This is a genomic window from Cupriavidus sp. FW216-B1 (assembly GCF_058789195.1).
Genome location: NZ_JBYTEL010000011.1, coordinates 178016 through 197184 on the forward strand (window position 1 = coordinate 178016; position 19169 = coordinate 197184).

The 19169-nt window shown below is 71.1% G+C and carries 17 protein-coding genes; 9 read left to right on the forward strand and 8 right to left on the reverse strand.

Features of this window, described 5'->3' with window-relative positions:
• Positions 1-153 precede the first annotated feature (153 nt).
• Entirely contained in the window at positions 154-1698 is a 1545-nt protein-coding gene (locus AC3WXD_RS22445; protein WP_492324710.1) for a YifB family Mg chelatase-like AAA ATPase, read from the forward strand.
• A gap of 43 nt (positions 1699-1741) precedes the next feature.
• On the opposite strand, the gene AC3WXD_RS22450 is transcribed toward AC3WXD_RS22445, so the two are convergent.
• From AC3WXD_RS22450 to AC3WXD_RS22460, 3 genes are all read right to left on the reverse strand, one after another.
• Positions 1742-1909 (reverse strand): hypothetical protein, encoded by a 168-nt coding sequence (locus AC3WXD_RS22450; RefSeq protein WP_492324711.1) that lies wholly within the window; start codon positions 1907-1909, stop codon positions 1742-1744.
• Between the two features lie 93 nt (positions 1910-2002).
• The gene (locus AC3WXD_RS22455; protein ID WP_059410384.1) at positions 2003-2653 is read right to left on the reverse strand and encodes a LysE family transporter; all 651 of its coding nucleotides are present in this window, start codon (positions 2651-2653) and stop codon (positions 2003-2005) included.
• A gap of 39 nt (positions 2654-2692) precedes the next feature.
• Positions 2693-3286: a hypothetical protein gene (locus tag AC3WXD_RS22460; protein ID WP_454730846.1), complete on the reverse strand. Its 594-nt coding sequence runs from the start codon at positions 3284-3286 to the stop codon at positions 2693-2695.
• 193 nt (positions 3287-3479) lie between these two features.
• Here AC3WXD_RS22460 and AC3WXD_RS22465 point away from each other — a divergent pair, with 193 nt between their 5' ends.
• The 3 genes from AC3WXD_RS22465 (at position 3480) to AC3WXD_RS22475 (ending at position 7021) form a co-directional block, all read left to right on the forward strand.
• Positions 3480-3974 carry a thioredoxin fold domain-containing protein gene (locus AC3WXD_RS22465; protein ID WP_492324712.1) on the forward strand — a complete coding sequence of 165 codons (495 nt, stop codon included), beginning with the start codon at positions 3480-3482 and terminating at the stop codon, positions 3972-3974.
• A gap of 117 nt (positions 3975-4091) precedes the next feature.
• The gene (locus tag AC3WXD_RS22470) at positions 4092-4649 is read left to right on the forward strand and encodes a TlpA disulfide reductase family protein (protein ID WP_492324713.1); all 558 of its coding nucleotides are present in this window, start codon (positions 4092-4094) and stop codon (positions 4647-4649) included.
• Positions 4650-4972: 323 nt separating this feature from the next.
• Positions 4973-7021: an ATP-dependent helicase gene (locus AC3WXD_RS22475; protein ID WP_020204434.1), complete on the forward strand. Its 2049-nt coding sequence runs from the start codon at positions 4973-4975 to the stop codon at positions 7019-7021.
• Between the two features lie 79 nt (positions 7022-7100).
• On the opposite strand, the gene cmdF is transcribed toward AC3WXD_RS22475, so the two are convergent.
• From cmdF to AC3WXD_RS22495, 4 genes are all read right to left on the reverse strand, one after another.
• On the reverse strand, positions 7101-8714 hold the full coding sequence (gene cmdF / locus AC3WXD_RS22480) for a tyrosine 2,3-aminomutase (RefSeq protein WP_492324714.1): 1614 nt from the start codon (positions 8712-8714) through the stop codon (positions 7101-7103).
• A 153-nt stretch (positions 8715-8867) separates the two neighbouring features.
• Positions 8868-10184, reverse strand: coding sequence for a sigma-54-dependent transcriptional regulator (locus AC3WXD_RS22485; RefSeq protein WP_029043905.1), 1317 nt, complete (start codon positions 10182-10184; stop codon positions 8868-8870).
• 8 nt (positions 10185-10192) lie between these two features.
• Positions 10193-12181, reverse strand: coding sequence for a sensor histidine kinase (locus tag AC3WXD_RS22490; protein WP_492324715.1), 1989 nt, complete (start codon positions 12179-12181; stop codon positions 10193-10195).
• 91 nt (positions 12182-12272) lie between these two features.
• Positions 12273-13571, reverse strand: coding sequence for a dicarboxylate/amino acid:cation symporter (locus AC3WXD_RS22495; RefSeq protein ID WP_020204438.1), 1299 nt, complete (start codon positions 13569-13571; stop codon positions 12273-12275).
• Between the two features lie 433 nt (positions 13572-14004).
• Here AC3WXD_RS22495 and AC3WXD_RS22500 point away from each other — a divergent pair, with 433 nt between their 5' ends.
• From AC3WXD_RS22500 to AC3WXD_RS22520, 5 genes are all read left to right on the forward strand, one after another.
• Positions 14005-14322 (forward strand): (2Fe-2S) ferredoxin domain-containing protein, encoded by a 318-nt coding sequence (locus AC3WXD_RS22500; protein ID WP_020204439.1) that lies wholly within the window; start codon positions 14005-14007, stop codon positions 14320-14322.
• 107 nt (positions 14323-14429) lie between these two features.
• A complete protein-coding gene (locus AC3WXD_RS22505; protein WP_059410378.1) occupies positions 14430-15074 on the forward strand; it encodes an alpha/beta hydrolase in 645 nt (214 codons plus the stop codon).
• 68 nt (positions 15075-15142) lie between these two features.
• Positions 15143-16357, forward strand: a complete 1215-nt coding sequence (locus AC3WXD_RS22510) for a D-alanyl-D-alanine carboxypeptidase family protein (RefSeq protein WP_492324716.1) — start codon at positions 15143-15145, stop codon at positions 16355-16357.
• Between the two features lie 16 nt (positions 16358-16373).
• A complete protein-coding gene (locus tag AC3WXD_RS22515; RefSeq protein WP_020204442.1) occupies positions 16374-16676 on the forward strand; it encodes an HP0495 family protein in 303 nt (100 codons plus the stop codon).
• 358 nt (positions 16677-17034) lie between these two features.
• On the forward strand, positions 17035-18228 hold the full coding sequence (locus AC3WXD_RS22520; protein ID WP_492324717.1) for a class I SAM-dependent rRNA methyltransferase: 1194 nt from the start codon (positions 17035-17037) through the stop codon (positions 18226-18228).
• 63 nt (positions 18229-18291) lie between these two features.
• Here AC3WXD_RS22520 and AC3WXD_RS22525 read toward each other — a convergent pair whose 3' ends face one another.
• Positions 18292-19041 (reverse strand): SDR family NAD(P)-dependent oxidoreductase, encoded by a 750-nt coding sequence (locus AC3WXD_RS22525; RefSeq protein WP_020204444.1) that lies wholly within the window; start codon positions 19039-19041, stop codon positions 18292-18294.
• Positions 19042-19169 lie beyond the last annotated feature (128 nt).

A 19169-nucleotide genomic window follows, 5' to 3' on the forward strand; every position in this document is an offset into this window, starting at 1 on the left:
GGTCCCGGATGGCGTCCCGGATAGCGTCCCGAATATGGTCCCGGACCGCGCCGGGACACCGGGAAGCCCGGGCCGCAGCCCGACCCGCCACGATGGCCGCCGCACTCCGGCGGCCATTTTCGTTAACACTTCCGCAACGCCGGCGGCGCCGCGATGAGCCTCGCCCTGCTGCGCAGCCGCGCCCTGACCGGGCTGGAAGCCCCGCTGGTGTCGGTCGAGGTCCATCTCGCCAACGGCCTGCCCGCCTGCAGCATCGTCGGCCTGGCCGAGACCGAGGTCCGCGAAAGCCGCGAGCGCGTGCGCGCGGCCATCCTCAACAGCCGTTTCGAATTCCCGAACCGGCGCATCACCGTCAATCTCGCGCCGGCCGACCTGCCCAAGGAATCGGGGCGCTTCGACCTGCCCATCGCCCTCGGCATCCTCGCCGCCAGCGGGCAGATCCCGCTCGACGGGCTGGACGCCTGCGAGTTCGCCGGCGAGCTGTCGCTGTCCGGCGCGCTGCGCCCGGTGCGCGGCGCGCTGGCCATGACGATGGGCCTCGGGCGCGACAACGCCGCGCGCGCGGCCGCCGGCGCCGGGCCGGCGCGCGCCTTCGTGGTGGCGGCCGAGAACGCCCCCGAGGCCGCCCTGATCGACGGCGTCACCGTCTACGCGGCGCGCTCCCTGCTGGAAGTCTGCGCTCACCTTGGGCCGCTGCCCGACGGCCGCCTGCCGCGCGCCGAACCGCTGGTCGCGCTCGCCGACAATGGCCCGGACTGCCCCGACATGCGCGACGTGCGCGGCCAGGCCCAGGCCCGCCGCGCGATGGAGATCGCCGCCGCGGGCCAGCATTCGGCGCTGCTGGTGGGGCCGCCCGGCACCGGCAAGTCGATGCTCGCGCAGCGCTTCCCGGGCCTGCTGCCGCCGATGACGCTGGAAGAAGCGCTCGAGTCGGCCGCCGTGCAAAGCCTCACCAACGCCGGCTTCCAGCCCGCCCGCTGGCGCGAGCGGCCCTACCGCGCGCCGCACCACACCGCCTCGGCCGCCGCGCTGGTCGGCGGCGGCGGCAATCCCCGGCCCGGCGAGATTTCCCTCGCCCACCACGGCGTGCTGTTCCTGGACGAGCTGCCCGAGTTCGACCGCCGCGTGCTCGAAGTCCTGCGCGAGCCGCTGGAATCCGGCCGCGTCACCATCTCGCGCGCCAACCGCCAGGCCGACTTCCCGGCCCGCTTCCAGTTCGTCGCCGCCATGAACCCGTGCCCGTGCGGCTACCTCGGCCATCCGTCCCGGCCCTGCCGCTGCACGCCCGACCAGGTCCAGCGCTACCAGTCCCGGCTCTCCGGCCCGCTGCTCGACCGCATCGACCTGCAGGTCGAGGTGCGCGCCCAGGACCAGCAGGACATGCTCGACGGCCCGCCCGGCGAAGCCAGCGCCGACGTGCGCGAGCGCATACTGGCCGCGCGCGCCCGCCAGCAGGCGCGCCAGGGCAAATCCAACGCCGCCCTGGCCGGCCGCGAGATCGACGAGCACTGCCCGCTCGCGCCCGAGGCGCAGGCCATGCTGCGCGCCGCCATGACCAAGCTGGCGTGGTCGGCGCGCGCCTATTTCCGGGTATTGAAGATCGCCCGCACGGTGGCGGACCTGGAAGGCGCCGGGCTATTGCAGCCCGGCCATGTGGGCGAGGCCATCCAGTACCGGCGCGCGCTGCGCGGGCCTTGAGATGGTCTTGAGCAAGCCTTGGGAGGGGCTTGGGCGAATGCCCTCAGCCGCGCGGCGGCACGGCCACCGGCGGCTCCGCCGGCGGCGGGTCTTCCTCGGGCGGCAGCGGCAGGTCGGGCGGCACCCCCGGCGGCCCGGGCTCCTCCACCGGCGGCACGGTATGGAACGGACGCCCGGACCGCAGGGCCTGCAAGAGGGAGGGACTGCGCATGGCTGGACTCCGCAACGGAACAATGCACCTATTTAAGCAAACCCGCGACCCCGGGGCCAGCCGCGATGCGGCCGGCGCGGGCGGGCCCGACGGTCAGGCCGGATGGCGCCGCACGAAGAACAGCGCCGTGCCCACCGCCACCAGCACGCTGCCGAACACGCGGTTCTGCCAGCGCATGGCGCGCGCGTTGCGGAACAGGCCGCGCATGCGCGAGGCCAGCAGCGCGTAGCCGTGCATCACCACCAGGTCCACGCCGCACATGGTCGCGGCCAGGATGGCGAGCTGCGGCGCCAGCGGATGCGTGGGGTCGATGAACTGCGGCAGCACCGCCACCATGAAGATGATGCCCTTGGGATTGGTCACGTTGGTCAGCAGCCCGGTGGCGAAGCGCCGGCGCGGGCTCAGCGCGGCCACGCGCGGCGCGGCGGCCGCGTCCTCGGCGGCGGCCGGGCTGTCCTCCACGCGCGCGCGCCATTGCTGCACGCCCAGGTAGATCAGGTAGAGCGCGCCGATCGTCTTGACCACGGCGAAGGCGTGCTCGGAAGCCAGCAGCAGCGCGCCCAGGCCGCCGCCCGCCACCAGCAGGATGATCACCAGCCCCGCCTGCAGGCCGAAGATGGTGGTGGTGGTCTTGCGCAGCCCGTAGGACAGGCCGTGGCTCATCGACAGCACCGCGCCCGAACCCGGCGACACGGCAATCACCCAACAGGCCGCGAAATAGGCCAGCCAAACTTCCCAACGCATGACATCACTCCTTGAAAAAACGTTGCGCCAGTCCCGCACTCAGAACGGATGGAAACCCGTCAGGAACTGGTCGACCTGCTCGGCCTGGCGCTGGTCGCGCGCGGCGTCGCCGGCCTCCAGCACCACCGCCTGGTAGACCCGCACGCCCGAGGCCACCAGCCGCGCGGTCAGCCGGCGCGGCGCCTGGTCCTGCGGCGACACCGCCGCCACCTGCACCTCCACGCCCGGCAGCGCCACCGCCGGCGTGGCGGCGGACATCACCGTCACCTGGCGCGTCTTGACCGCGTCGGGCGCGTGCGGCCCGAGGTTGCCGAGCAGCCCGGCCTGCATCGATTCGAGCGCGGCCTGGCGCAAGGCGGCGTCGTCGGCGGGCAGCGTCACCACGCCCACGGCGAACAGGGTCTCGTCGACGCGCGCCGCATCCATCGTCATCGGCAGCTTGCGCCCGGCGATGGCCACCTCGCGCGCCGCGCCGGTCGGCTTGCCCGGGTAGAGCGCGGCGTAGGCGCCCTCGCTGGACTGGATGGTGCGCCAGTCGTAGCGCGGCGAGCAGCCGACGAGCGCGCAGACGGCGGCGGCCGCGCCAAGGGCGGACAGCGTGGACGGCAGGCGGGACAACCAGGCGTGGGGCATCGCGGCGGCGGATAGGGCAACGGTCCTGCGGACGGCTGCTGCGTGATGGTGCGGTCCCGCGCCCGCGGGCCGGCGCGGCGCCACGGGTACGGACGGAAGCCGCTATTATCGGGGAACCCGCGCGCCAGCGCGTATTCCTGCATTCCCCACCCCCTCCCCCGCCATGCCGAGCCTGCCCCGCGCCCCGTCCCCGATGCCGCTGCCATGCGCGCGCGCCCGGCATGCCGTGGCCGCCGTGCTGCTCGGTGCCGCCCTGCTCGCCGGCGGCGCGAGCGCGCTGGCCGCGCCCGCCCGCCTGCCGCCCGCCACCGACCTCGCCGCGCAGGGCGCGGCCGCCGCCGGCAAGGGCCAGCCGCTGGTGGTGCTGGTCAGCCTGCCCGGCTGCGTCTACTGCGAGACCGTGCGCCGCAACTATCTCGGCCCGCAGGCCGCCGCCGGCGAGATCGAGGCGCGCGAGCTGGACATGACCGCCGCCACGCCGCTGCGCAATGCCGACGGCACCATGACCACCGCGCGCGACTGGGCGCGCAGCCACAACGTGTCGGTGGCGCCCACGGTGCTGTTCCTCGACGCCCGCGGCCGCTCGCTGGCCGCGCCGCTGCAAGGCCTGCAGCCGGATTTCTACGGCGCCTACCTGGAGCAGGCGCTGGACCAGGCCCGCGCGGCGCTGGCGGCGGCGCCACGCTGACGCCGCCCGGCACTGCGGCCAATCGCCGCAGCCCGGCCGCGCCCGGAATTGCCTCCGGCAGCGCTTCGGCCGCGGCAGTAGAATGGGAGCTTATCCCCTGACCCGCCGGCAAGCATCATGACGACCTCGGCTTCCCCCGCCATGTCCACCCCGACCACCCGCGCCGCCCAGCGCAAGCTGTGGCCCGTCATCGGCGCCGTGGTGCTGGTCGCCGTGCTCGGCTTCTTCGGCTACCGCGCGATCGCGCCGGCCAACGCCGCGCCGCCCGCCACCTTCACGCTGCTGTCGGGCCAGAAGATCAGCACCGCCGACCTCAAGGGCAAGGTCTACCTCGTCAACTTCTGGGCCACCAGCTGCACCACCTGCGTCAAGGAGATGCCGGAAATGGTCCGCACCTACGACAAGTTCAAGGGCAAGGGCCTGGAGTTCGTGGCGGTGGCGATGAGCTACGATCCGCCGATGTACGTGATGAACTATGCGCAGACGCGCCAGCTGCCGTTCAAGGTGGCGATGGACTCCGACGGCGCCGCCGCCAAGGCCTTCGGCGAAGTGCAACTGACCCCGACCACCTTCGTGATCGACAAGGACGGCCACATCCTCAAGCGCTACGTGGGCGAGCCCGAGTGGGATGCGCTGCACAAGCTGCTCGACGACGCGCTGGCCAAGGCCGCCTGACCCGCCTTCTTTCTCGTCTTTCCCCGCCTGCGCCAGCCTTTGCAGGCACTTTCCCGCAGCGTTTCCCGCTGACAGGGCCACGCGCGCAACGCTGCGGCTTGCGCGCGCGGCCTGTATAGATATACAGTTACCGGCAGCCGTTTCTCGCCCTCGTCCCGCCCATGCCGGGCAGCGCACATGCGCGCCCCCGCAGCCCAGAGGCTCCTGCCGTGCTACTCGATTCCGCCCCCGCTGCCACCCCTGCCGCCCCTGCCACCCCTATTGCCGCTCCCGGCGACGCCCCTCCGGCTTCGCCCGCCACGCCGCCGCCGCCCGCCGCGGAGGTGCCGCCGCATCTCGCGAAGCTGAATCCCGAACAGCGCGCCGCCGTGACGCACGAGGCGCACTCGCCGCTGCTCATCATCGCCGGCGCCGGCTCGGGCAAGACCAACACGCTGGCGCACCGCGTGGCGCACCTGGTGCTGGGCGGCGCCGATCCGCGCCGCATCCTGCTGCTGACGTTCTCGCGCCGCGCCGCCGCCGAGATGGGGCGGCGCGTGGAGCGCATCGTCGACCAGGCGCTCGGCAACCAGGCCTCGGGCGCCGGGCGCGCCGCGCTGCAATGGTCGGGCACCTTCCACGCCATCGGCGCGCGCCTGCTGCGCGAATACGCCGAGACGCTCGGCCTGTCGCCCGCCTTCACCATCAGCGACCGCGGCGACGCCGCCGACCTGATGAACATGGTGCGGCACGACCTCGGCCTGTCGGCGCAGGCCACGCGCTTCCCGCGCAAGGAAACCTGCCTGTCGATCTATTCGCGCGTGGTCAACACCCAGGCCCCGCTCGAAGACGTGCTCAAGCACTGGTTCCCGCGCTACGCCCAGTGGGCCGACGCGCTGCGCGGCCTGTTCGCCGGCTACGTGGAAGCCAAGCAGAAGCAGCAGGTGCTGGACTACGACGACCTGCTGCTCTACTGGGCGCAGGCGCTCGGCGAGCCGGCGCTGGCGCAGGACATGGGCGCGCGCTTCGACCACGTGCTGGTCGACGAATACCAGGACACCAACGCGCTGCAGGCCGCCATCCTGCTGCGCCTGAAGCCGGACGGGCGCGGCCTCACGGTGGTCGGCGACGACGCGCAGTCCATCTACGCGTTCCGCGGCGCCACCGTGCGCAACATCCTCGATTTCCCCACGCGGTTCTCGCCGGCGGCGGACATGGTCACGCTGTCGCAGAACTACCGCTCCACGCAGCCCATCCTGTGCGCCGCCAACGCCGTGATCGGCCTGGCCGCCGAGCGCTTCACCAAGGACCTGTGGTCCGAGCGCGCCTCGGCCGAGAAGCCGCACATCGTGGTGGTCAACGACGAGGCCGACCAGGCCCGCTACGTGGCCGAGCAGATCCTGGCGCGGCGCGAGGCCGGACTGGCGCTGATCTCGCAGGCGGTGCTGTTCCGCGCCGCCGACTACAGCGCGCAGCTCGAGATCGAACTGGTCCGCCGCAACATCCCGTTCGTGAAGTTCGGCGGCCTGAAATTCCTGGAGTCGACGCACGTCAAGGACGTGCTGTCGGTGGTGCGCTGGATGGAGAATCCGCGCGACCGCATGGCGGCCTTCCGCAGCCTGCAGCTGATGCCGGGCGTGGGGCCCAAGACCGCCGCGCGCGTGCTCGACGCCATCGAGGTCGCCACCGAGCCGCTGTTCGCGCTCGAATCGTTCGAGGCGCCGCCGGCCGCGGCCGAGGCGTGGCCGGAGTTCGTCGCGCTGGCGCGCGTGCTGATGGCGCCGGCCGCGCCGTGGCCGTCGGTCTTCGAGCAGGTGGTGGCGTGGTACCAGCCGCACCTGGAGCGCATGCACGACGACGCCCACGCGCGCGCCGCCGACCTGCAGCAGCTCGAGCGCGTCGCCGCCACCTACGCCTCGCGCGAGCGCTTCCTGACCGAGCTCACGCTCGACCCGCCCGATGCGTCGAGCGACGAATCCGGCGCGCCGCTGCGCGACGAGGACTACCTGATCCTGTCCACCATCCACTCCGCCAAGGGCCAGGAATGGAAGGCGGTCTACGTGCTCAACGCCGTGGACGGCTGCATGCCGTCGGACCTCGCCACCGGCACCACCGAGGAAATCGAGGAGGAGCGCCGCCTGCTCTACGTGGCCATGACGCGCGCGCGCGACCACCTGGACATCGTGGTGCCGCAGCGCTTCTACGTGCAGCAGCAAAGCGGCTTCGGCGACCGCCACATCTATGCCTCGCGCACGCGCTTCCTGCCCAACCGCGTGATGCCGCTGTTCCACAGCCGGGCGTGGCCGGAGCCGCCGCCGGTGCCGCAGGCCCCCGCCAAGGCTTCGCTGCCGAAGCTGGACCTCGGCAGCAAGATGCGCGACATGTGGCGCTAGCCGCCGCGCCTCAACACATTTCGGCGCATCACGGCACATCCTGGCGCATCTCAGCGCAGATCGGCGCTAATCAAGCGCCTCAGTGCACCGCGGCGCCCGCCGCGCGCGCCACCGCCACCAGCGCGCCCGCGCGCAACTGCGCGGCGATGGCCTCGATGTCGTCGGTCATGTAGCGGTCCATGTCCAGGAACGGCACGCGCTCGCGCACGAAGCCGAACACCGCGCGCCCGGCCGGCGACAGGTGCGCCACCGCCCCCGCCAGCTCGGCCGCCTGGCACGCGGCCAGCAGTTCCACGGCGAGGATGTACTGGTTGTTGTCGATGATGCGGCGCGCGTTGCGCGCGCCGATCAGGCCCATGCTCACCACGTCCTGGTTGTCGCCGTTGGACGGCACGCTCTGGATGCTGGCCGGGCTGCAGATGGTGCGGTTCTCGGCGATCAGCGCGGTGGCCGGATACTGCGCGCCGGCAAAGCCGCAGCTCAGGCCCTCGTTGGCCGCCGCCAGGAACGCCGGCAGGCCGTTGTTCAGGTGCGGGCTCAGCAGGCGGTTCAGGCGGCGCTCGGACACCACGCCGAGCTGCGTCGCCGCGATGGCCAGGAAGTCCATCGCGAACGCCACCTGCTGGCCGTGGAAATTGCCGCCGTGGAACAGCTCGCCGTCGTCGAAGAACAGCGGGTTGTCGTTGGACGAGTTCAGCTCGCGCTCCACCACCGCGGCGCAGTGGCCCAGCGTGTCGCGCACCGCGCCCAGCACCTGCGGGATGCAGCGCAGCGTGTAGGCCTTCTGGATGAACACGCCGGTGCCGGTGTTCTTCTCGGCGCCGGCGCGCGTCTTCATCTCGCCGGCCAGCTCGCCGTGGCCGGACAGGCGCGTGGCGCCCGCCAGCAGCGCGCGCATGTTGGCGGCGGACTGCACCTGCCCGGGGTGCGGCTTGGCGATGTCGTGGCCGTGCGTCATGAAGGCGTCGGCCGAGGCGTTCAGCCCTTCGAGCGCCAGCGCGGCGATGATCTCCGCCTGCGTCACCTGCGCGCGCATGGTCTCCAGCAGCAGGCACGACATGCCGGTCATGGCCGAGGTGCCGTTGATCAGCGCCAGCCCTTCCTTGTAGGCCAGCTTGATCGGCTCGATGCCGTGCTCGCGCAGCACCTGCGCGGTGGGCGCGGTGCCGCCGTCGGCCAGCAGCACCTTGCCTTCGCCGATCAGCGTGATGGCGATGTGCGACAGCGGCGCGAGGTCGCCGCTGGCGCCGAGCGAGCCGACCTGCGGCACCGCCGGCGTGATGCCCGCTTCCACGTAGCGCAGCAGCTGCTCGATCACCAGCGGGCGCACCGCCGAATAGCCGCGCGCCAGCGCGTTGGCGCGCGCCACCATCATGGCGCGCACTTCCTCGCGCGCGAACAGCGGGCCCACGCCGGCGCAGTGGCTGCGCAGCAGGTTTTCCTGCAGCGCGCGGCCATGCTCGATGTCCACCCAGTTGTGGACCAGCTCGCCGAAGCCGGTGGACACGCCGTAGATCGGGATATTGGCCGAGGCCAGTTGCTCGAAGCGCGCGCGCGCATCGGCCACGTGCGCGCGCGCCGCGTCGTCCAGCCGCGCGGCGCCGCCGCGCGCCACCTGCGCCACCGCGGCGGCAGTCAGTTGATGTCCGTCGACCCGCACGGTCGCGCCGGCCTCCAGGGATACCTCGTTCATGGCTTGTTCCGGATGAGCTGTTCGGAGGCACGCCGGGCGGCGCGGGGCCGCGCGGCATGCAGAGCCCGCGAGTGTATCAAGAGATGCAGCCGGCGCCGGCCGCAGCCCACCGGCGGCCCTTCATCGACCCTTCATGGGCCTTTCATAGGCCCTTCACAGGCCGTAGCGCTTGATCTTCTCGTACAGCGTGGCCTTGCCGACCTGCAGCAGGTCGGCCGCCTGGCTGACCGCGCCGCCGGTGCGCGCCAGCGTGTCGGCGATCACCGCGCGCTCGTAGTGCTCCATGCGCTCCTTGAGCGGCGTGGAGTCGTCCGGCGCGTCGGCGCGCGCGCCGCCCTCCGGCACGCCCAGCACCAGGCGGTCGGCGGCGTTGCGCAGCTCGCGCACGTTGCCGGGCCAGGCGCGCTGCATCAGCGCCTGGCGCTGCAGCTCGGACAGGATCGGCGCGGGCCGCTGGTAGCGCACCGCCGCCACCAGCATGAAATGCTCGAACAGCGGCACGATGTCCTCGCGCCGCTCGCGCAGCGGCGGCAGCGGGATCGTCACCACGTTGAGCCGGTACAGCAGATCCTGGCGGAAGGTGCCGTTGGCCACCAGCGTCTCCATGTCACCCTTGGCCGCCGCCACGATGCGCACGTCGATGCCGATCGAGGCATTGGAGCCGAGCCGCTCCAGCGTGCCCTCCTGCAGCACGCGCAGCAGCTTGACCTGCAAGGCCAGCGGCATGCTCTCGATCTCGTCGAGGAACAACGTGCCGCCCGAGGCATGCTCGAGCTTGCCCACGCGGCGCTTGCCCGCGCCGGTGAAGGCGCCGGCCTCGTGGCCGAACATCTCGCTCTCGAAGATGGCCTCCGGCACCGCGCCGCAGTTCAGCGCCACGAACGGCGCCTGGTGGCGCGTGGACAGCGCGTGCAGGCTGCGCGCCACCAGCTCCTTGCCGGTGCCGGTCTCGCCGTTGATCATCACCGGCACATCGGTGGCGGCCACGTTCGCCACCAGCATGCGCACCTGCTCGATGGCCGGCGAGCGGCCGATGATGCGCGTGCCCGCCGCGGGCCCGGCCAGCTCGCGCCGCAGCGCGTGGTTTTCCAGCTCCAGCGCGCGCCGCTCGAGCGCGCGGCGCACGGTCTCGGTCAGGCGGTCGGCGCCGAACGGCTTCTCGATGAAATCGTAGGCGCCCTCGCGCATGGCCTGCACGGCCATCGTGATGTCACCGTGGCCGGTGACCAGGATCACCGGCACGCCCGGCGCGGCGTTGCGGCAGTGCTGCAGCAGGTCCAGCCCGCTGGCGCCGGTCAGGCGCACGTCCGTCACCAGCACGCCGGGAAACTCGGCCGACAGGTGCGGCATGGCGGCTTCGGCCGAAGGCAGCGCCAGCACGTTGAAGCCAGCAAGCTCCAGGCTCTGCGCGGTAGCCTGGCGCACCAGGGGTTCGTCTTCGACGAACAGGACACGCAATCCGTCTTGCATGGCAATGCTCACTCGGTATGGGTAGGGGAAGCGGCGTCGGACGCCGCGGGCACCGCCCCGGCGCCGTCCGGCGCGGGCGCGCGCCGCAGCACCACCACGAACTCGGCGCCGCCGCCGGCGCGGTTGGCCGCGCTCAACTGGCCGCCGAACTCGCGCACGATGGAGGTGGAGATGGCCAGGCCCAGGCCCAGCCCCTGGCCGATTTCCTTGGTGGTGAAGAACGGTTCGAACAGCCGCGGCAGCGCGTCTTCGGCGATGCCGCCGCCATTGTCGCGCACCGCGATGCTGACGGTGTCGCCTTGCTCGCCGACCACCACCTCGACGCAGGGCGCCGCGGGCGCGGCGGCGGCCAGCGCATCGAGCGCGTTGCCGAGCAGGTTGAGCAGCACCTGTTCGAGCTTGAGCTCGTCGGCCCACACCGCCGGGCCGGGCGCCGCCTGCAGGCCTTCCACCCGCAGCGCCACCGCGCCCAGGCGCGGCGCCATCAGCGCCAGCACGTGGTCGAGCGCGGCGCGCACCGGCACCGCGTGGCGGCGCGGGCGCGCCTTGCCGGCGAACAGCTTGAGCTGGCCGGTGATCTTGCCCATGCGCGCGGTCAGGTCGGCGATGGCGGCGAGGTTGTCGGTGGCGGCATCCAGCTTGCCGCGCTCGAGCAGCACGCGCGTGTTGTCGGAGAACGTGCGCAGCGCCGCCAGCGGCTGGTTCAGCTCGTGGGTGATGCCGGCGGCCATCTGGCCCAGTGCCGCCAGCTTGCTGGCCTGCACCAGCTCGTCCTGGGCCGCGCGCAGTTCGCTCTCGGCGCGGGTGCGCTCGGCCACCTCGGCCTCGAGCTGCTCGTTGATCGCCATCAGGTCGGCGGTGCGCGCCTCCACGCGGCGCTCCAGCTCGTCGTAGGCGGCTTCCAGCAGGCGCCGGCCGTACTCGATATCGCGCGCGCGCTGGCGACGCTGGCGCCAGTTGAACAGCAGCAGGCACATGCAGGCATAGGCCAGCGCCGCGCCCAGCGTGGCGTTGCGTGCGCTGGCCAGCACCGGGTCGAGCGCGGCCATCACCTGCATGGTCCAGTCGGCCGGGCCGACCTTGCGGCTGATCTCCAGGTAGCGCTCGGCGCCGCCGCCGGTGCCGATGCGCACCAGCCGCGCGCCGTCGCGCAGCACGGCCTGGGTGAGCCAGCGCGTCACCGGCGACTGCAGCGCCTCGAGCGGCAGCGGCCTGACCGCCTGGCCGTGGTACTGGCGCGTGCGGTCCAGCTCCGTCTGCAGCGCCGGCGGCAGCGGGCGCAGCGTGCGGTACTGCCAGGCCGGCACGGAAGACAGGAAGATCACGCCGTGGTCGTCGCTCACCATCACCGGCTCGGTGCCGCCGGCGCCGGCGCGCTGGAACCACTCCAGGTTGAGCTTGACCACCGTCACGCCCACCACGCGCCCGCCCGACCGGACCGGCTGGGCGATGTAGTAGCCGGGCTCGTCGCTGGTCACGCCGATGGCGTAGAAGCGCCCGACCTGGCCGCGCGCGGCCATCTGGAAATAGGGCCGGAAGCGGTAGTCGGTGCCGACGAAGCTGCCCGGCAGGTCATGGTTGCTGGCCGCCAGCGCGATGCCGTTGGCGGCGATCACGTAGGTGGCCGAGGCGCGCGCGCGCCGGTTGACCTCGGCCAGGTAGCGGTTGGCCGCCGCCACGCGCGCGGGATCGTCGGGCGCGGCCAGCAGGTCGTGTACGAAGGGATGGAGCGAGACCAGCGCGGGCAGGAACTCGTAGCGGTCCAGCGTGCTTTCCAGCGTGGCCGCGTAGCGGTCGGCGCGCGTGGCGGTGGTCTGCTGCAGTGCGTCGATGCCGCGCTGCACCGAGACCAGCCAGGTCAGCGCGCACAGCAGCAACAGGCCGGCGGCCAGCGCCGCGGCAAATCCCCGCAGCGTCCCGCCGCCCTCGCCCGGCGCGTGCACCAGGCGGTCGGAAGCGGGATCATGCACGGCGAGGAAATCGTCGGAATGTGGCATCGGCGCATGCGTTGGGACACGCGCCGATGATACCCGCTGGCGGGCGGCGCCGGCGGGCGCCGCGGCCGGCCCGCGGGCGCCGGCGGCGTCCTCAGCGGGCGCCGGTGCCGGCTTCGGCAAGTTCGGCCGTGCCATCGCCGCCGCCGCGCAGCACGCGGTCGAGCTGCTTGCGGTCGAGCTCGCGCTCCCAGGCCGACATCACCACCGTGGCCACGCCGTTGCCAACGATGTTGGTCAGCGCGCGGCACTCGCTCATGAAGCGGTCGATGCCGAGGATCAGCACCATGCCCGCCACCGGGATGTCAGGCACCACCGCCAGCGTGGCGGCCAGCGTGATGAAGCCCGAGCCGGTCACGCCGCTGGCGCCCTTGGAGGTGATCATCGCCACGCCCAGCACGGTGAACTGCTGCAGCAGCGTCAGCTCGATGCCGGTGGCCTGGGCGATGAAGATCACCGCCATCGTCATGTAGATGTTGGTGCCGTCCAGGTTGAACGAGTAACCCGTGGGCACCACCAGGCCCACCACCGACTTGGAGCAGCCGAGCTTTTCCAGCTTTTCCATCAGGTGCGGCAGCGCGGCCTCCGACGAGCTGGTGCCCAGCACGATCAGCAGCTCTTCCTTGATGTAGGCGACGAAGCGGAAGATCGAGAAGCCGGTGAAGCGCGCGATCGTGCCCAGCACCACCACCACGAACACGATGGCCGTGAAGTAGAACGTGCCGATCAGCTTGAGCAGCGGCACCAGCGAGCCCAGGCCGTACTTGCCGATGGTGAAGGCCATCGCGCCGAACGCGCCGAGCGGCGCGACCTTGGTGATGACGTGCACGATGTGGAAGAACACCTTGGAGACCTGCTCGACGAAGTCGAACACGATCTTCGAGCGGTCGCCCATCGCCGCCAGCGCCGAGCCGAAGAACATCGACACCAGCAGGATCTGCAGGATTTCGCCGTTGGCGAACGCGCTGAAGATCGTGTCCGGGATGATGTGCATGAAGAAGTCGACCGTGCTCTGGCCGTGCGCCTGCTTCACGTACTGCGAGATCGCCTTGGTGTCCAGCGTGGCCGGATCGATGTTGAAGCCCACGCCCGGCTTGAGCGCATGGGCGGCCAGCAGGCCGATCAGCAGCGCGAAGGTGGAGACGATCTCGAAGTACAGCAGCGCCTTGCCGCCGACCCGGCCGACCTTCTTCATGTCGCGCATGCCGGCGATGCCGGACACCACGGTACAGAAGATGATCGGCCCGATGATCATCTTGATCAGCTTGATGAACGCGTCGCCAAGCGGCTTCATGGCCACGCCGGTGTCGGGCCAGTAGTGTCCGAGCACGATGCCGACCGCGATGGCGAACAGCACCTGCACGTACAGGATCTTGTAAAAGGGTTTCCTCATGATGTCGTCCTCGGTGTTTTGACCGTGCCCGCCGCCGCGGCGGCGGCAGGATCGCGCGCCCTTCTCGACGAGGACGCGTCTGGCCTAAGCATTGCAACCGCCGTGCCAGCCCGGCGCCACGCGACAACCTCATGATTCCAAACGGGAATTCTCCAGGCGCAGGCGCGCGCACTCCGGCTTTCCGGAATTCCGGAAAGCGCGCGTCCGGGAATCCGTACGACGGCGCCGGTAAAGGTGCCCGTTACGCCACCCGCGAGCTCGGCCGCCGCGTTCCCGCCCGGCGGCACCGCGGCAAAGCGGTAAATCGCCGCGCGCAACGCCGTATAATTCAGGGCTTCCACCTGACCCAGCGGCCGGCGCACGCCGGGCACCAGCCTCCGGTGCCACAGATCGCCGACCTCCGCCGACACCCGACGACATCCGCCGAGCACGCATGAGCAGCTTCTACCAGCACCACGTTTTCTTCTGCCTCAACCAGCGCGACGACGGCCGGGCCTGCTGCGCCGACCACAACGCCCAGGCCATGCAGGAATACGCCAAGAAGCGCTGCAAGGCGCTCGGCATCAACGGCGAAGGGCGCGTGCGGATCAACAAGTCCGGCTGCCTGGACCGCTGTGAACTCGGCCCGGTGCTGGTGGTCTATCCCGAGGCCGTCTGGTACACCTTCGTCGACGAGCACGACATCGACGAAATCATCGACAGCCACCTGGTGGGCGGCAAGCCGGTCGAGCGCCTGATGATCGACCGCTGAGCCGCCGGTCCGCGCCCGCCGCGCGGACACCCCTGAATCCCCGGCATCGCTGCAAGCCCGCGCGCCACCGCGCCGTCGCCAGCCATACCGCCATCTTCCGGTTTTCCATGAACGCGCATACCCAGGTACTCACCATCACCGGCCCGGCCGGCGCCATCGAACTCTCGGTGGACCTGCCGCAGGGCCAGGCGCCGCGCGGCCTCGCGCTGGTGGCCCACCCGCATCCGCTGTTCGGTGGCACCAAGGACAACAAGGTGGCGCAGACCCTGGCGCGCAGCTTCGTGCAGCTCGGCTACGCCACCGTGCGCCCCAACTTCCGCGGCGTGGGCGGCAGCGCCGGCACCCACGACAACGGCGTGGGCGAGCAGGACGACCTGCTCGCCGTGATCGACTGGATGCGCGCGCAGACCGGCTGGTCGCCCGAGGCCGCCACGCTGCCGCTGGCGCTGGGCGGCTTCTCGTTCGGCAGCTTCGTCGCCAGCCACGTCGCCCGGCGCCTGGCCGAGGCCGGCACGCCCGCGCAGCGCCTGGTCATGGTCGGCACCGCCGCCAGCCGCTGGCAGGTGGCCGGGGTGCCGGCCGACACCATCGTCATCCACGGCGAGCAGGACGAGACCGTGCCGCTGGCGAGCGTGTTCGACTGGGCGCGCCCGCAGGAGCTGCCCGTGATCGTGATTCCCGGCGCCGACCACTTCTTTCACCGCAAGCTGCACCTGATCAAGCAGCTCGTCGTCAATGCGTGGGAGCGGTGACGCGGCAGCGCTTCTGCCCGCCCCGCCCGCGCCTTGCCCGTACCCATTTTTTTGTCGGAAACTGAAACATGTTGAATAGAGCCACGCCGCTTCTCGCGTCCGCCAACACGTCCGTCCTGGCCGCCGCCACCGCCGCCGTGGTCGGCGCCGCCACGCTGCTCGCCCCCGCGCCCGCGCGCGCCCAGGGCGTGCCAACGCCGCAGGTCGCGGCCAAGTCCTGGATGCTGTTCGACGCCACCAGCGGCCAGGCCCTGGCTTCGCAGAACGCCGACCAGCGCATCGAGCCGGCCTCGCTGACCAAGCTGATGACCGCCTACCTGGCCTTCGCCGCGCTCAAGGAAAAGCGCCTGACGCTGGAGCAGACCGTGGTGCCGACCACGCTGGTGCTCAAGGTCAAGAGCGACGAGTCGCGCATGTTCCTCGAACCCAACAAGCCGGTCAGCGTGCAGGACCTGCTGCTAGGCCTGATCGTGCAGTCCGGCAACGACGCCGCGCTGGCGCTGGCCGAAGCCGTGGGCGGCTCGGAAGAAGGCTTCGTGGCGATGATGAACCGCCAGGCCCAGCAACTGGGCATGAAGAACACCCACTTCACCAACACCGACGGCATCCCCGACCCGAACCACTACACCACGGCCAACGACCTGGCCACGCTGACCACGCGCCTGATCAAGGACTTCCCCGAGTACTACGGCATGTACTCGCAGAAGGAATTCACCTACAACAAGATCCGCCAGCCCAACCGCAACCGCCTGCTCTACATCGACCCGACCGTGGACGGCGTCAAGACCGGCCACACCAAGTCGGCCGGCTACTGCCTGATCTCGTCGGCCAAGCGCCCGCTGGCCAACGTGCCGAACGGTTCGCGCCGCCTGATCTCGGTGGTGATCGGCACCGCCACCGAAGCCGTGCGCACGCAGGAAAGCCTGAAGATCCTCAACTACGGCTTCCAGTTCTTCGACACGCTGCGCCTGTACGACCGCGGCCAGGTGCTGGCCACGCCGGACATCTACAAGGGCCGCGCGTCCACCATCAAGATCGGCGTCAAGGACGAGACCTTCATCACCGTGCCCAAGGGCACGGGCGCGCGCATCAAGCCGGTGCTGGAGCGCCAGGAGCTGCTGGTGGCGCCGATCGCCGCCGGCCAGCAGGTCGGCACCGTCAAGCTGATGGACGGCGCCACCAAGGTGGCCGAGTTCCCGGTGGTGGCGCTCGAGGAAGTGCCCGAGGCCGGCTTCTTCGGCCGCCTGTGGGATACCATCCGCCTGTGGTTCAAGCGCAAGTAAGCAGGAGGGCTTTGCCATGAGCACCGACGACCCCAAGGGCAGGCCGGGCGACATCCCGCCGTCCGAATCGCTGATCGAATACCCCAGCCATTTCCCCATCAAGGTGATGGGCAGCATGCAGGACGGCTTCGCCGAAGCCATCGTCACGCTGGTGCAGGAGTTCGACGCCGACTTTCACGCCGGCAAGCTGGAAATGCGCCCCTCGCGCAACGGCAACTACCTCGGCCTGACCATCACCGTGTGGGTCACCAGCCGCGAGCAGCTCGACGACCTGTACCGCGCGCTGACCTCGCACCCGATGGTCAAGATCGTGCTGTAGTTCGCGCTCCTCTCCTGCTTGCGGGAGAGGGCGCGGGGGTTGCGAATGCTGCCGTGCTGGAAAAAACCGGCGGCTTCGTTTCTCGCCTCTGCGCTGGACAAAACCGCTGGCCCCGCTTGATGTGGCTCCTAGCTAAACCGCCCCTCTCCCCGTGAGGGGAGAGGGGGAACACCTTGCCTGGGCCAGCTCTCGCGGTGTGGGCCCGTTCGCGGCTTCGTCAATCGCCCCGGGAGTTTCTCCCCTCTCCCGCCCGCGGGAGAGGGGCCGGGGGAGAGGGCGGTGGCTTGCGAATGCCGCCGTGCCGAAAAAACCCCCGGCTTCGTTGCCCGCCGCTGCCAGCCCCAAAACCAAAAAAACCATGAACACCATCACCCTCAAGCCCGGCAAGGAAAAATCGCTGCTGCGCCGCCACCCCTGGGTCTACGCCACCGGCGTGGCCGCCACCGAAGGCCGTTGCGAGCCGGGCAGCACCGTGATCGTGCGTGCCGCCGACGGCCGCTTCCTGGCGCGCGCGGCGTACAGCCCCTCTTCGCAGATCCGCGCGCGGGTGTGGAGCTTCGACGAGAACGAGCCGGTCGACCACGCCATGTTCAAGCGCCGCGTGTCCGCCGCGCTCGCGCACCGCAAGCAGTGGGTCGCCGACAGCAACGCCGTGCGCCTGGTCTTCGGCGAGTCCGACCGCCTGCCGGGCCTGATCGTCGACTACTACGGCAGCGGCGCGGGCGGCCAGCTGGTGTGCCAGTTCAACTCGGCCGGCGTGGAAGCCTGGAAGGACGCGCTGGTGCAGGCGCTGGTCAAGGAGACCGGCTGCCCCAACGTCTACGAGCGCTCCGACGCCGCCGTGCGCGAGCGCGAAGGCCTGCCGCTGGTCACCGGCGTGCTGGCCGGCGCCGAGCCCGACCCGGCGCTCAACGTCACCGAGCACAGCGTGCGCTACTACGTGGACGTGCGCAACGGCCACAAGACCGGCTTCTACGTGGACCAGCGCGACAACCGCAAACTGGTCGGCGACCTCGCCGCCGGCCGCGAGGTGCTCAACTGCTTCTGCTACACCGGCGGCTTCTCGCTGGCCGCGCTGCGCGGCGGCGCCACCGCCGTGACTTCGATCGACTCGTCGGGCGAAGCGCTCAAGACCGCCGCCGGCAACGTCACGCTCAACGGCTTCGACCCCGCGCGCGCCACCTGGCTCGACGCCGACGTGTTCAAGACGCTGCGTCAGTTCCGCGCCGAGGGCCGCCAGTTCGACCTGATCGTGCTCGACCCGCCCAAGTTCGCGCCGTCGGCCCAGCACATCGACCGCGCCGCGCGCGCCTACAAGGAGATCAACCTGGTCGGCATGCAGTTGCTGCGCCCGGGCGGCCTGCTGTTCACGTACTCGTGCTCGGGCGCGATCAGCATGGAGCTGTTCCAGAAGATCGTGGCCGGCGCGGCGACCGACGCGCGCGTCGATGCGCGCATCCTGCGGCGCCTGTCGGCCGGCACCGACCACCCGATGCTGGCGGCCTTCCCCGAAGGCGAATACCTCAAGGGCCTGCTGCTCGAAAAAATCTGAGGCCGCGGCGGCGCCGTTTCCGGCAATGCCAGGCAGCGCGGCGGGCTTTTTTTTTGCCGGGACTCAGACCTGCGCGAGCCCGCCGTCGACAAAGAATTCGGCGCCGTTCACGAAGCTGCTGTCGTCCGACGCGAGGAACAGCGCGGCGGCGGCGATCTCGGCCGGATCACCGACCCGGCCGAGCGGCGTAGCCGCCGCCAGGTGGCCGTAGATCGCATCGGCCTGTCCTTCGGGCACCAGCCCGGTCAGCCCGGGCGTGCGCGTGGCCCCGGGGCTCAGCACATTGACGCGGATGCCGCGCGGCTTCAGGTCGAGGATCCACGAGCGCGCGAAGTTGCGCACCGCGGCCTTGCTGGCGCTGTACACGCTGAACGCTTCGGTGCCCGAGGAGCCGGCGGTGGAGCCGGTCAGGATCACCGAGGCGCCGTCCTTGAGCAGCGGCAGCGCCTTCTGCACCGTGAACAGGGTGCCCTTCACATTGGTATCGAAGGTGCTTTCGTAGTGCGCCTCGGTGATCGTGCCGAGCGGCGCGAACTCGCCGCCGCCGGCATTGGCGAACAGCACGTCGATCCGTCCCGCCTCCTGCCCGACCAGCGCGTAGAACCGGTCCAGGTCGTCGAGGCTGGCGACGTCGCCGCGCAATGCCGTGACATTGCCGCCGAGCTGCGCGACCGCGGCGTCGAGCGCATCCTGGCGGCGGCCGGTGATGAAGACGCGCGCGCCTTCGGCGACGAAGCGCCTGGCGGTGGCCAGGCCGATGCCGGAACTGGCGCCGGTGATGACGGCGATCTTGCCTTCGAGTTTGTTGCCCATGCTGCGATTCCTTGCGGTGTCTTGCGGCCTGCCACCATTGGCACGCCGGTGTGGGAGCAGAATAGGCCGCGCCCAGGTGCGGAACAAGGCAGCCTGCGGCAAGGGATCGTTCTATATTTGCAATAGTT

Coding starts and splice junctions, on each gene's coding strand:
- AC3WXD_RS22445 (WP_492324710.1), top strand. CDS start 154: ATGAGCCTCGCCCTGCTGCGCAGCCGCGCCCTGACCGGGCTGGAAGCC.
- AC3WXD_RS22450 (WP_492324711.1), bottom strand. CDS start 1,909: ATGCGCAGTCCCTCCCTCTTGCAGGCCCTGCGGTCCGGGCGTCCGTTC.
- AC3WXD_RS22455 (WP_059410384.1), bottom strand. CDS start 2,653: ATGCGTTGGGAAGTTTGGCTGGCCTATTTCGCGGCCTGTTGGGTGATT.
- AC3WXD_RS22460 (WP_454730846.1), bottom strand. CDS start 3,286: ATGCCCCACGCCTGGTTGTCCCGCCTGCCGTCCACGCTGTCCGCCCTT.
- AC3WXD_RS22465 (WP_492324712.1), top strand. CDS start 3,480: ATGCCGCTGCCATGCGCGCGCGCCCGGCATGCCGTGGCCGCCGTGCTG.
- AC3WXD_RS22470 (WP_492324713.1), top strand. CDS start 4,092: ATGACGACCTCGGCTTCCCCCGCCATGTCCACCCCGACCACCCGCGCC.
- cmdF (WP_492324714.1), bottom strand. CDS start 8,714: ATGAACGAGGTATCCCTGGAGGCCGGCGCGACCGTGCGGGTCGACGGA.
- AC3WXD_RS22485 (WP_029043905.1), bottom strand. CDS start 10,184: ATGCAAGACGGATTGCGTGTCCTGTTCGTCGAAGACGAACCCCTGGTG.
- AC3WXD_RS22490 (WP_492324715.1), bottom strand. CDS start 12,181: ATGCCACATTCCGACGATTTCCTCGCCGTGCATGATCCCGCTTCCGAC.
- AC3WXD_RS22495 (WP_020204438.1), bottom strand. CDS start 13,571: ATGAGGAAACCCTTTTACAAGATCCTGTACGTGCAGGTGCTGTTCGCC.
- AC3WXD_RS22500 (WP_020204439.1), top strand. CDS start 14,005: ATGAGCAGCTTCTACCAGCACCACGTTTTCTTCTGCCTCAACCAGCGC.
- AC3WXD_RS22505 (WP_059410378.1), top strand. CDS start 14,430: ATGAACGCGCATACCCAGGTACTCACCATCACCGGCCCGGCCGGCGCC.
- AC3WXD_RS22510 (WP_492324716.1), top strand. CDS start 15,143: ATGTTGAATAGAGCCACGCCGCTTCTCGCGTCCGCCAACACGTCCGTC.
- AC3WXD_RS22515 (WP_020204442.1), top strand. CDS start 16,374: ATGAGCACCGACGACCCCAAGGGCAGGCCGGGCGACATCCCGCCGTCC.
- AC3WXD_RS22520 (WP_492324717.1), top strand. CDS start 17,035: ATGAACACCATCACCCTCAAGCCCGGCAAGGAAAAATCGCTGCTGCGC.
- AC3WXD_RS22525 (WP_020204444.1), bottom strand. CDS start 19,041: ATGGGCAACAAACTCGAAGGCAAGATCGCCGTCATCACCGGCGCCAGT.